Raw genomic sequence first — 12893 nt, forward strand, 5'->3', positions numbered from 1 at the left:
GCGACCAGGGGGAAGTCGAGATGTACTGAGCCTTACCTCACAAGCCCGGTCGCACGGAGGCGGCCTACGCTTGAGTCGCGCTGCCGAAGGTGTCAGCCGAAGCCACTGCCGAGTGAGGAATCGTCGCGATGTCTGCCCCGTCTGAGTTCGCCTATACCGACCTCCTGCCCCTGGGCGAGGACCACACTCCGTACCGCCTGGTCACCTCCGAGGGCGTGTCCACCGTCGAGGCCGACGGCCGTACGTTCCTCAAGGTCGAGCCGGAGGCGCTGCGGAAGCTGGCCGCCGAGGCGATGCACGACATCTCGCACTACCTGCGGCCCGCGCACCTCGCGCAGCTGCGCCGCATCCTCGACGACCCCGAGGCGTCCCCGAACGACCGCTTCGTCGCGCTGGACCTGCTGAAGAACGCCAACATCGCCGCGGCCGGCGTGCTCCCGATGTGCCAGGACACCGGCACCGCCATCGTCATGGGCAAGCGCGGCCAGCACGTCCTCACCGAGGGCCAGGACGAGAAGGCGCTCTCGCACGGCATCTTCGACGCCTACACCGAGCTCAACCTGCGCTACTCGCAGATGGCCCCGCTGACCATGTGGGACGAGAAGAACACCGGCTCCAACCTGCCCGCGCAGATCGAGCTGTACGCGACCGACGGCGGCGCCTACAAGTTCCTCTTCATGGCCAAGGGCGGCGGCTCGGCCAACAAGTCCTTCCTCTACCAGGAGACGAAGGCGGTCCTCAACGAGGGCTCCATGATGAAGTTCCTGGAGGAGAAGATCCGCTCGCTGGGCACCGCCGCGTGCCCGCCGTACCACCTGGCGATCGTCGTCGGCGGCACCTCCGCCGAGTACGCCCTGAAGACCGCCAAGTACGCCTCCGCGCACTACCTCGACGAGCTGCCCGAGGAGGGCTCCCCGCTCGGTCACGGCTTCCGTGACAAGGAGCTGGAGGAGAAGGTCTTCGAGCTGACGCAGAAGATCGGCATCGGCGCCCAGTTCGGCGGCAAGTACTTCTGCCACGACGTGCGCGTGGTCCGCCTGCCCCGGCACGGCGCGTCCTGCCCGGTGGCCATCGCGGTCTCCTGCTCCGCCGACCGCCAGGCGCTCGCCAAGATCACGCCCGAGGGCGTCTTCCTGGAGCAGCTGGAGACGGACCCGGCGCGCTTCCTGCCGGACACCACCGACGAGCAGCTGACCGAGGGCGCGGGCCCGGACCTCGACGCGGTCGCCATCGACCTCGACCGGCCGATGGACGACATCCTCGCGGAGCTGACCAAGCACCCGGTCAAGACCCGTCTCTCGCTGACCGGCACGCTCGTCGTGGCCCGTGACATCGCACATGCGAAGATCAAGGAGCTGCTGGACTCGGGTGCGGAGATGCCCGAGTACCTCAAGAACCACCCGGTCTACTACGCCGGTCCGGCCAAGACCCCCGAGGGCTACGCCTCGGGCTCCTTCGGCCCGACGACGGCCGGCCGCATGGACTCCTACGTCGAGCAGTTCCAGGCCGCGGGCGGCTCCAAGGTGATGCTCGCCAAGGGCAACCGCTCCTCGCAGGTCACCAGCGCGTGCAAGGAGCACGGCGGCTTCTACCTGGGCTCGATCGGCGGCCCGGCGGCGCGGCTGGCGCAGGACTGCATCAAGAAGGTCGAGGTCCTGGAGTACGAGGAGCTCGGCATGGAGGCGGTCTGGCGGATCGAGGTCGAGGACTTCCCGGCGTTCATCGTCGTGGACGACAAGGGGAACGACTTCTTCGTGGATCCGGCGCCGGCGCCGACGTTCACGAGCATTCCGGTGCGGCGGTAGTTAGCCCTGCGGGGGCTTTCCCCTACCCGCCCCTTCCCGAATGTCCTCAAGCGCCGGACGGGCTGAATTTCAGCCCGTCCGGCGTTTGAGGACCGGGGTCCGGGGCGGAGCCCCAGTTTCGGGAAGGGGTGGGGGCTCCTACGCGAAGCGCTGCGACGCCGAGCCGTCACACTTCTGCAGCCGCACCGGGTCCTTCGCCGACGACAGCGTCAGGCACAGTCCGTCCGCGGCCGCCGGCCGGAACCCGGAGCCGTTCCGGACGAACTTCTGGTTCCCGCCACCATGGCAGTTCCACAGCACCACAGCCGCCCCCGCCACATACTTCCCCTCCGGGACGTCCACGCAGCGGTCGTGGGAGAGCGCCGTGCGCAACGCCCCCGTGGCCGTGTCGTACGACCACTCCTGGTTCCGGTTCCCCGTGCAGTCCCAGCCGCCGACCTCGGTACCGTTGCGGCTGGCCGCCCCGTACGCGTCCACGCAGGTCCCCGTCGCCCCGCTCTTCAGCGGGCGGAAGGAATCGTCCCAGGCGCCCTCGCGCAGCACCGGCGTCCCCGTGCTCGCGGGGTCGGCGCAGCCGGCCTCCCGGTAGCCGGCGGCGTAGAGCTGGCTGAGGCAGGACGCGAAGGCGCCGTGCCCGCGCCGGTTGGGGTGGAAGGACTGGCGCACCGAGTTCTCGTCCGGCGGGAACGGGTTGGTCACATCCACGTAGAGGCCGCGGGCCCAGGTGTCGTCCGTGCACACCTCGTGGCCGTGGAAGAGACGGGAGTTGTCGAGGTAGGTGGCGCCGGTGCGGCGGGCCGCCTCGCGCATGCCGCGTTCGAAGGCGGGCACGGCGGTGTTGCGGCCCCAGGCGGCGTCGGAGGTGTAGCCCAGGCAGCCGCCGGCGAGCTTGCCCGGGTAGTCCGGGTTGTCCTCGAAGTCGGGGCCGATCGGGCTGGGGTAGCCCATGACGACGAGCCGGTAGTCGGAGTCCGCGTAGCCCGCGCCGGTCATGACGGCGCGCAGGTCCTTCACGGTCTGCTCGACCTTGGGCACGAGGCCGTCGACGCGGGCCTGCCAGCCGGGGGCGTACTTGGGCTCGCAGGTGCCCTGGAGGGTGAGGTAGCGGGTGACGCAGTCGGTCATCACGGGCCCGAACTGGAGGTCGTCGTTGGCTCCGGCGACGAGCAGCACCAGCTTGACGCGGGTGTTGCGGGCCTTGACGGCGAGGTTGTCGCCCTGCACCAGCTCGTCCGCGTACTGCTTGCTGCCGCCTGTCCGGATGTTGTAGGTGGCGGCGCCGGAACAGGCCACGTTGTAGGTGACGTCGGCGGGGATGGTGGTGCGGTGGATGGCGGCGTCGGGCGAGCGGTGGCACCAGTTCACGGGCCCGTTGGTGCCCGGTTCGTAGGTGCCGACGCCCTCGCCGGAGATCTCGCTGTCGCCGAGCGAGACGAGGGAGGTCTTGCGCTCGCCGAGGGGCCGTTCGGCGGCGTCACCGTAGAGCTTGACGGCCTCGGCCGCGCGGATCCGCTCCAGCTCGGGGGTGAGGGGTGAGGCGGCGGTGCGGGTCTGTGCCTGGGCGGCGGAGCCGGTCGCGGTCATGCCGCCGAGCGCCGCGGCGAGCGCGGCGACGGCGGCGAGGGTACAGCGCAGGGTGGGTCTGCGTGTCATGGTGCCTCCCCGATTTCTGTTGTTACCCGCGGTATTTACTAGCCGGTAGGTGCTTTTGGGAACAGGGTGAACAAGACAAACGCTGTGTTTGTCAGGAGGTAAGTGACGATGACCGACAGCGAGCAGTACCGGATCGAGCACGACTCGATGGGCGAGGTCCGGGTCCCGGCCCACGCCAAGTGGCGTGCCCAGACCCAGCGGGCCGTGGAGAACTTCCCGATCAGCGGCCAGCGGCTGGAGCGCGCGCACATCGCGGCGCTGGCCCGGATCAAGGGGGCGGCCGCCAAGGTCAACGCCGAGCTGGGGGTGGTGGACAAGGAGATCGCGGAGGCCATCGCCGCGGCGGCCGGTGAGGTCGCGGAGGGCCGCTGGGACGAGCACTTCCCCGTGGACGTCTTCCAGACCGGCTCCGGCACGTCCTCGAACATGAACGCCAACGAGGTCCTCGCCACCCTCGCCACCGAGCGCCTCGGCCGCGATGTGCACCCCAACGACCACGTCAACGCCTCGCAGAGCTCCAACGACGTGTTCCCCTCCAGCATCCACATCGCCGCCACGGCGGCCGTCACCGGTGATCTGATCCCGGCGCTGGAGCACCTGGCGGCGGCCCTGGAGCGCAAGGCCGCGGAGTTCGCACAGGTCGTCAAGTCCGGCCGCACCCACCTGATGGACGCCACCCCCGTGACGCTCGGTCAGGAATTCGGCGGGTACGCCGCCCAGGTCCGCTACGGCGTGGAGCGGCTGCGCTCCGCCCTGCCCCGGCTCGCCGAACTCCCCCTCGGCGGTACGGCCGTGGGCACCGGCATCAACACCCCGCCCGGCTTCTCCGGCGCCGTCATCGCCGAGGTGGCGCGCGCCACCGGGCTGCCGCTGACCGAGGCCCGCGACCACTTCGAGGCCCAGGGCGCCCGCGACGGCCTGGTGGAGACCAGCGGCCAGCTGCGGACCATCGCGGTCGGCCTCACCAAGATCGCCAACGATCTGCGCTGGATGTCCTCCGGTCCGCGCACCGGCCTGGCCGAGATCAGCCTCCCCGACCTCCAGCCGGGCTCCTCGATCATGCCCGGCAAGGTCAACCCGGTGGTCCCCGAGGCCGTCCTGATGGTGGCCGCCCAGGTCACCGGGAACGACCTCACCGTGGCCACGGCGGGCGCGGCCGGGAACTTCGAGCTCAACGTGATGCTCCCGGTGATGGCGAAGAACCTCCTCGAATCGGTCCGGCTGCTCGCCAACGCCTCCCGGCTGCTCGCCGACCGCACCGTCGACGGCATCACGGCCAATGTCGAGCGCGCCCGCGAGTACGCGGAGTCCTCGCCCTCCGTGGTCACCCCACTCAACCGCTACATCGGCTACGAGGAGGCCGCGAAGGTGGCCAAGCGGTCCCTCGCGGAGCGGAAGACCATCCGCGAGGTCGTCCTCGAATCGGGCTACGTCGACCGCGGGCTGCTGACCCGGGAACAGCTCGACGAGGCGCTGGACGTGCTGCGGATGACCCGCCCGTAGCCGCCCGGGGCCCGGGGCGCGCGCACCCGGGCCCGCGCCCGGGGCCGTCCCCTTTGCGGCGCACGTCACGGCGCATCCGTGGCCTGGGCACCTAGGATCTGCGCATGACAGCGGACACGGTGGACACCACGGGCACGGCCGGCACCGCCCCCTGGGCGCCGGGGGACCATATCCTCTGGCGCTACCGGGGCAATGGCAGCGACCAGGTGCACATCTGCCGTCCCGTCACCGTCGTCCAGGACACCGACGACCTGCTGGCCGTGTGGATGGCCCCCGGCACGGACTGCGTCAAGCCGGTACTGGCCGATGGCACCCCCATCCACAGGGAGCCGCTCGCCACCCGCTACACCCGGCCGCGCACCACCGTCACGGGCCGCTGGCACGGCGCGGGGGTGCTCAAGCTCGCCCGGCCCGGGGAGCCCTGGTCGGTCTGGCTGTTCTGGGACGGGGGCTGGCGCTTCAAGAACTGGTACGTCAACCTCGAGGAGCCGCTCGTCCGCTGGGCCGGCGGCGTGGACTCCGAGGACCACTACCTCGACATCGCCGTCTACCCGGACCGCCGTTGGGAGTGGAAGGACGAGGACGAGTTCGCCCAGGCGCAGCGCGACGGCCTGATGCCCGCCGACCAGGCCGCGCGGGTGCGGGCCGCCGGGCACGAGGCCGTCCGGCACATCGAGGACTGGGCCGCCCCGTTCGCCGCGGGCTGGGAGGACTGGCGGCCGGATCCCGCCTGGGCCGTACCGGCCCTGCCGGCCGACTGGGGCCGCGTCCCGGCCCCCGCCCGGACCTGATCCACCGGAACCGCTTGGCGGGCCCCCGCGGGGCAACCGTAGGATCGGCCTCCGCGATACTGCTGGAGCAGCACGGCACGAACGGAACACGGCATGTGACGCACGATCACAGCCGAAGGGTCACAGAGAGGGCGGAGCCGTGAGCGGTGACGACCGGCGGGACTACGACGGCTACGCCCGCTTAGGGCTGGACCGCAGCGGTCAGGCCGAAGCCTTCGACAGCATCGGCGACCGCTACGACGAGGCGTTCCCGCACAAGGAGGGCCAGCTGGAGACCGGCGCCTGGCTCGCGGCGACGCTGCCGCCCGGCTCCCGGATCCTCGACCTCGGCTGCGGCACGGGCCTGCCGACGGCCCGGCAGCTCGCCGACGCGGGTCACCACGTCGTCGGCGTCGACCTCTCGGCCGGCATGCTCGACCTGGCCCGCGGCAACGTCCCCGGGGCGGAGTTCCACCTGGCGGACCTCGCCGACCTGCGGGACGGGCGGCTGGGCTCCTTCGACGGCGTCGCCGCGTTCTTCGCCCTGCTGATGCTGCCCCGTACGGAGATCCCGCACGCGCTGCGGATGCTGCACGACCTGCTGAGACCCGGGGGGCTGCTGGCCCTGTCGATGGTCGAGGCCGACGTGGACGACTTCGCGATCCCGTTCCTGGGCAACACGATCCGGGTATCCGGATACCTGCGGGAGGAACTGCGCCAGGTCGTGTGCGAAGCGGGTTTCGAGATCGCCGGGGAGAACTCGCTGGCGTACGCCCCGGCGAGTACGGACGTACCACCCGAGATCCAGCTCTTCCTCAATCTGCGACGCGCCTGACCCACGGCGCGCCCCTTGCGACCGGGCGTACGGCCCCGACGGATGGAACCCCACGCGTGACGGAGCATCCCAACTCCCACGGACGACAGCGGACCGCGGCGGTGCGACAGCCCGCCCCGCCCGGCACCGTGCCGGGCGTGCCCGGGCCCGACGCCGTCGCCGCCCGCCTGCCCCGGCAGCCCGGCGGCGACGGCGACCGCGCCGTGCCCGGCGCCGAGGCCCGCGCGAGCGGAGCCGCGCCGAGGCGCACCCCGAACCGGCCGGGCGGCCGGGCGGCGACGCCCACGCGGCCGGTGGCCCGAGCGGGCGGGCCGGGCGGACGACCGGACCGGTGCCGCCGGAGCCGTGGACGGGTCAGGTGCGGCCTCCGGCGCCCCTGGGGCGCCGGAGGCACCCGAGGCCCCGGGGAGCGCCGCAGCGGGCCGTACGCGCCCGGCCGCGGGCTCCGGGACGGCTCCGCCCCCGGCGGTCCGGACGGGCCCGCGCCCGCGCCCCCGGCGCCACCGGCGGCGAGCGGCTGCGCTTCGTCGGCGCGGCCACCCGGCGGATCGCGCGCGGCATCGACCTGGACGAGATCGTGCTCGGCCTGTGCCGGGCCACCGTCCCCACCTTCGCCGACGCCATCCTGGTCTACCTCCGGGACCCGCTGCCCGTGGGCGACGAGCGGCCGGTGGGCCCCGTCGTGCTGCGGCTGCGCCGCACCGACCAGCTGCCCGAGCACGTGCGCGGCCTGGGCGAGCCGGTCGGCGGCGCGTTCGCCGTCCCGGCCGAGGCCGCGCCGCGGTTCGACCGCGCCGACCCGGCCACCGACCTGGCGGGCGCCGCGGCCGAGCGCTGCGAGGTGCGCATAGGAGGGCCGCTCGCGGAGGTGCTGCGAGGGGTCAGACCCGTCTTCGGCGACTCCTCCGCCGCGCGGGCGGCGCTCCCGGAACTGCTGGGCGAGGGCCGCCGCGTCCCCGACCGGCACCGGACGATCCTCGCGCCGCTGCGCGGGCGGCGCCGGGTGATCGGGGCCGCGGTCTTCATACGCCGCGCCGACCGGCCCGCCTTCGAGGGCGACGACCTGCTGGTCGCGGCACAGCTGGCGACGCACACGGCCCTCGGCGTCGACAAGGCGGTGCTCTACGGCCGCGAGGTCTATATCGCCGACGAGCTCCAGCGCACGATGCTCCCCGACTCCCTCCCCCAGCCGACCGGCGTCCGGCTCGCCAGCCGCTATCTGCCGGCCGCCGAGACCGCCCGGGTCGGCGGCGACTGGTACGACGCCATCCCCCTGCCGGGCAACCGGGTGGCGCTCGTCGTCGGCGACGTCATGGGCCACTCCATGACCTCCGCCGCGATCATGGGCCAGCTGCGCACCACCGCGCAGACCCTCGCGGGCCTCGACCTGCCGCCGGCCGAGGTGCTGCACCACCTGGACGAGCAGGCCCAGCGGCTGGGCTCGGACCGCATGGCCACCTGCCTGTACGCGGTCTACGACCCGGTCGCGCACCGCATAGTGATCGCCAACGCCGGCCATCCGCCGCCCATCATGCTGCACCGCGGCGGCCGTGCCGAGGTGCTGCGCGTCCCGCCGGGCGCGCCGATCGGCGTGGGCGGGGTGGACTTCGAGGCGGTGGAGCTGGACGCGCCGGCCGGGGCGACCCTGCTGCTGTACACCGACGGCCTGGTGGAGTCGCGGATACGGGACGTGTGGACGGGCATAGAGCAGCTGCGGGAGCGGCTGATCGAGACGGCCCGGCTGACGGGGCCCAACCCGCCGCCGCTGGAGCCGCTGTGCGACGAGGTGCTCGGCATGCTCGGCCCGGGCGACCGGGACGACGACATCGCCCTGCTCGCGGCCCGTTTCGAGGGGATCGCGCCCAGCGATGTGGCGTACTGGTTCCTCGACCCCCGGCCGCAGACGGCCCGGCAGGCGCGCCGGCTGGCCCGGCGGGCGCTGACCCGCTGGGGCCTGGAGGAGCTGTCCGACAGTGTGGAGCTGCTGGTCAGCGAGGTGATCACCAATGCCGTGCGGTACGCCGAACGGCCCATAACGCTGCGGCTGCTCCGGACGGACGTGCTGCGCTGCGAGGTCGGCGACGACGTGCCCCAGCTGCCCCGGCTGCGGCAGGCCCGGCCCTCGGACGAGGGCGGCCGGGGGCTGTATCTGGTGAACCGGCTGGCCAGGCGGTGGGGGGCCACCCGGCTGTCCACGGGGAAGGTGGTGTGGTTCGAGCTGGCGCTGCCCGCGCACGCCCGCTGAGGTCCCCGGGGCCGGGCGGACGGGGCCGGGAGGGCCCGTTCGCCCGTACGAGGTGAAATTCTGGACAGTGTCCAGACTCCTGTTGCCGACACGCTGTCGGCGGAGTTCACTGGCTCGGGTGGAGGGCGGTACGGACGCGCCCTCGCCCATCCCCGTTCCGGGAGGCGTCCCATGACCGACTCGGCGCAGCAGACTCCTTACACCACGAACAACGCGGGAATCCCGGTGGAAAGCGACGAACACTCGCTCACCATCGGTGACACCGGCCCCATCCTGCTCCAGGACCACTACCTGATCGAGAAGATGGCCCAGTTCAACCGGGAACGGGTCCCCGAGCGGGTGGTGCACGCCAAGGGCGGCGGCGCCTACGGCTTCTTCGAGGTCACCAATGACGTCAGCCAGTTCACCAGGGCCGACCTCTTCCAGCCCGGGAAGCGCTGCGAGATGCTGGCCCGCTTCTCGACGGTCGCCGGTGAGCAGGGCAGCCCCGACACCTGGCGCGACCCGCGCGGCTTCGCCCTGAAGTTCTACACCGAGCAGGGCAACTACGACCTGGTCGGCAACAACACCCCGGTCTTCTTCGTCCGGGACCCGCAGAAGTTCCAGGACTTCATCCGCAGCCAGAAGCGCCACCCGCGGACCGGCCTGCGCGACAACGACATGCAGTGGGACTTCTGGACGCTGTCGCCGGAGTCCGCGCACCAGGTCACCTGGCTGATGGGCGACCGCGGCATCCCCAAGACCTGGCGCCATATGAACGGCTACAGCTCGCACACCTATATGTGGGTGAACGGCGGCGGCCAGCGGTTCTGGGTGAAGTACCACCTCAAGACCGACCAGGGCATCGACTTCCTCACCCAGGCGGAGGCGGACGAGCTGGCGGGCACGGACGCCGACAAGCACCGCCGGGACCTGTACGAGTCCATCGAGAGCGGGAACGCCCCCTCGTGGACGGTGAACGTCCAGGTCATGCCGTTCGAGGACGCGGCGGACTACCGCTTCAACCCCTTCGACCTCACCAAGGTGTGGCCGCACGGCGACTACCCGCTGATCGAGGTCGGCCGGATGACGCTGAACAAGAACCCCGAGGACTTCTTCGTCCACATCGAGCAGGCCGCGTTCGAGCCGTCCAACCTGGTGCCGGGCATCGGCCCGTCCCCGGACAAGATGCTGCTCGGGCGGCTCTTCTCCTACCCGGACACGCACCGCTACCGGATCGGCCCGAACTACGCCCAGCTGCCGCCGAACCGGCCGCACTCCGTGGTGAACTCCTACGCCAAGGACGGCCCGATGCGCTACGAGCCGTCCCGTACGGGCGCGGTCTACGCCCCGAACTCCTACGGCGGCCCCGCCGCGGACTTCGGGCGCTTCGGCGACCCGGCGGGCTGGGCGGCGGCGGGCGAGATGGTCCGCGAGGCGTACAAGCTGCACCGCGAGGACGACGACTGGGGCCAGCCGGGCACGCTGGTCCGCCAGGTCCTGGACGACGCGGCGCGCGACCGGCTGGTGGACAACGTCTCCGGCCATCTGAAGCAGGGCGTCAGCAGGCCCGTACTCGACCGGGCGTTCCAGTACTGGCGCAACATCGACAAGAAGCTCGGCGACCGTATCGCCACCCGGGTCAACGGCGGCTGAGCCGGCACGCCGGCGAAGACGGACGGCCGCCCGCCGCGCTTCTCGCGCGGCGGGCGGCCGTCCTTGGTGTTCCGGTGCGGAACGGGGTCAGTTCTGCTGTTCCTCGCGCCCGCCGTTGGGCACGGTCCCGCCGTCGGCGCCACCGCCCGTGCTGGGCGAGGGCTTGTTCGACGGGGGGGTCGGCGGCTTCGGCGGCTTCGCGGACTGCGAGGCCGGCGGGGACGGCGGGGGGGCCGTCGGCGGCTTGGAGGCGCTCGGCGACGGTGCCTGCGACCGCGAGGGCGCCGGGGACGGCGAGTGCGAGGGCTGCGACGAGGGCTGCGAGGACGCCGGCGGGGCGGGCGGCGGGGGCACCACGGCCGCCTCGTCCGTCTCCAGGTCGAACTCGGTGTCGCCGTCGGCGGCCTCACCCATGTAGTCGGCCCAGATCTCGGCCGGGTAGCCACCGCCGTTGACACGGCCGTCGTGGCCGCCGGTGTTGGTCAGCGGCACCTGCTTGCCGCCGGGGCCCTCACCGAACATGCCGACCGTGGTGACCAGACCGGGGGTGTAGCCCGAGAACCACGCCGACTTGTTGTCGTCGGAGGTGCCGGTCTTGCCCGCCACCGCGTACGTCGCGTTCTGCACGACCTTGGCCGTACCGTCGTTGACCACGCCCTTGAGGATCTGGGTCACGTTGTCGGCGTTGGTGCGGTCGAGGACCTGGCTGCCGATCGGGTCGGGCATGTCCAGCTTCTGGCCGCCGTTGCGGGTGACCTTGGCGACGAGGGTCGGGGTGACCTTCTTGCCGTGGTTGGCGAGGGTGGCGTAGGCGCCGGCCATCCGGAGGGGGCTCGCGCCCATGGAGCCCAGGGACATGGCGGGCACCTCCTCGAAGTTGCCGGCCTTGCCGTTCATGCCCATGTCGACGGCGGTCTTCTTGACCTTGTCGAGGCCCACGTCGACGGCCATCTGCGCGAACGCGGAGTTGATGGACTTGTTCATCGACTCCTGGACCGACACCGGGCCGTAGCTGACGTCGTCCTCGTTCTCCGGGGCGAAGGCCGTGTCACCGCCGCGGACGGGCCGCTTGCTGGTGCCGTCGTAGATCGTGCCGGCCGTGATGCGCTGGCCGTTCTCGTTCTTGGCCTCGTTCTGCAGCGCGGAGGCGAAGATCAGCGGCTTGAAGGTGGAGGCCGGCTGGTAGTCCTCGCGGGTGGCGTTGTTGCTGAAGTGCTTGAGGTAGTCCTGGCCGCCGTAGAGGGCCACGACCCTGCCGGTCTTGCGGTCCACCGAGGCGGCGCCGACCTGGGCGTACGCGTCGACCTTGCGGGCCTGGGGATCCAGCTTGCGGGTCACCTGCTGGTAGACCGCCTTCTCCAGCTCCTTCTGCTTCTTCGGGTCGATGCTGAGCTCGATGGTCCAGCCGCCGGCCGCGAGGTCGCTCTCGCTGCGGCCCTGCGCGCGCAGCGCCCGCTCGATCTCCTGCTCCGCCGCCTTGACGAGGTAGCCGTTCTGACCGCTCATGCCCTTCGGGGGCTTGGGGTCCTTCGGCACCTCGAACTTCATGTCCTTGCGCTTGTCCGCGGGGAGCCACTTCATCTCGACCATCTTGTCGAGGACGTAGTTCCAGCGGTTCTGGGCGTTCTTCTTGCCGTCGTCGGTCGCCACGGTCCAGTCGTACTGGCTGGGGGCCTGGAGCAGCGCGGCCAGGTAGGCGCCCTCCTCAAGGGTGAGCTTGTCGACGTCCTTCTGGTAGTACGCGCGGGAGGCGGCCTGGATGCCGTAGGCGTTCCGGCCGTAGTAACTGGTGTTCAGGTACCCCGCGAGGATGTCCTTCTTGTCGACCTTCTGCTGCACCTTGAGCGAGATGATCAGCTCCTTCACCTTGCGGGTGACGGTCTGCTCCTGGCTCAGGTAGGAGTTCTTGACGTACTGCTGGGTGATGGTCGAGCCACCCTGCTTGCCGTGGCCCATCACGGTGTTGAAGATGCCTCGGGCGGTGCCCTTGACATCGACGCCGGGGTCGGTCCAGAAGTCCTTGTTCTCCGCCGCGACGACGGCGTTCTGGATGTCCTTCGGGATCTTGTCCAGAGGGACTTCCTCACGGTTGACCTGGCCCGTGCGGGCCAGCACCGTGCCGTTGCTGAGCTTGTAGATATTGCTCTGCAGCTTGGTCGCCGTCTTGCTGTCGGGCACGTCGACGTACAGATAGAGCGCCACGAAGGCGCCCACACCGAGAGCGATCAGACCCACGAAGTAGGCGAGCAGCTTCTTCCACGTGAAGAAGCGGCGTATGCCTGTCTTCTTGGGCTTCTTGCCCTTTGTTGTGCGGGTGCTGTTCTGCGCCCGTCGCGCTTCCGCTCGGCCCATCTCTCCCGTAGCTCCACTCTGTCCGCCCCCAACCCAGCTCACGAAGCTAACACCGCAACTGTCACCAAACGCCCATCGATCAAGGCTTTGACGCA

8 protein-coding genes are annotated in these 12893 nt (G+C 71.3%); 6 read left to right on the forward strand and 2 right to left on the reverse strand.

Annotated elements, in window-relative coordinates; genetic code table 11:
* Nucleotides 1-128: 128 nt before the first annotated feature.
* A complete protein-coding gene (locus tag AF335_RS26165) occupies nucleotides 129-1805 on the forward strand; it encodes a fumarate hydratase (RefSeq protein WP_102920849.1) in 1677 nt (558 codons plus the stop codon).
* A gap of 138 nt (nucleotides 1806-1943) precedes the next feature.
* Here AF335_RS26165 and AF335_RS26170 read toward each other — a convergent pair whose 3' ends face one another.
* Nucleotides 1944-3458 (reverse strand): ricin-type beta-trefoil lectin domain protein, encoded by a 1515-nt coding sequence (locus AF335_RS26170; RefSeq protein WP_102920850.1) that lies wholly within the window; start codon nucleotides 3456-3458, stop codon nucleotides 1944-1946.
* 108 nt (nucleotides 3459-3566) lie between these two features.
* On the opposite strand from AF335_RS26170, the gene AF335_RS26175 reads away from it, so the two are divergent.
* From AF335_RS26175 to AF335_RS26195, 5 genes are all read left to right on the forward strand, one after another.
* Nucleotides 3567-4961, forward strand: a complete 1395-nt coding sequence (locus tag AF335_RS26175) for a class II fumarate hydratase (protein WP_102920851.1) — start codon at nucleotides 3567-3569, stop codon at nucleotides 4959-4961.
* A 104-nt stretch (nucleotides 4962-5065) separates the two neighbouring features.
* Nucleotides 5066-5752 carry a cytidylyl-2-hydroxypropylphosphonate hydrolase gene (fomD, locus tag AF335_RS26180; RefSeq protein WP_102920852.1) on the forward strand — a complete coding sequence of 229 codons (687 nt, stop codon included), beginning with the start codon at nucleotides 5066-5068 and terminating at the stop codon, nucleotides 5750-5752.
* Nucleotides 5753-5891: 139 nt separating this feature from the next.
* A complete protein-coding gene (locus AF335_RS26185; RefSeq protein ID WP_102920853.1) occupies nucleotides 5892-6566 on the forward strand; it encodes a class I SAM-dependent DNA methyltransferase in 675 nt (224 codons plus the stop codon).
* A gap of 331 nt (nucleotides 6567-6897) precedes the next feature.
* On the forward strand, nucleotides 6898-8811 hold the full coding sequence (locus tag AF335_RS26190) for a SpoIIE family protein phosphatase (RefSeq protein WP_102920854.1): 1914 nt from the start codon (nucleotides 6898-6900) through the stop codon (nucleotides 8809-8811).
* Between the two features lie 171 nt (nucleotides 8812-8982).
* Complete coding sequence (locus AF335_RS26195) at nucleotides 8983-10446, forward strand: catalase (RefSeq protein ID WP_102920855.1); 1464 nt, start codon at nucleotides 8983-8985, stop codon at nucleotides 10444-10446.
* An 87-nt stretch (nucleotides 10447-10533) separates the two neighbouring features.
* Here the strand turns inward: AF335_RS26195 and AF335_RS26200 are convergent, their stop codons facing one another.
* Nucleotides 10534-12798, reverse strand: coding sequence for a transglycosylase domain-containing protein (locus AF335_RS26200; protein WP_102920856.1), 2265 nt, complete (start codon nucleotides 12796-12798; stop codon nucleotides 10534-10536).
* Nucleotides 12799-12893: the final 95 nt, after the last annotated feature.

Origin of the sequence: Streptomyces eurocidicus (assembly GCF_002891295.1) — a bacterium.
GTDB classification, from domain to species: Bacteria; Actinomycetota; Actinomycetes; order Streptomycetales; family Streptomycetaceae; genus Streptomyces; species Streptomyces eurocidicus.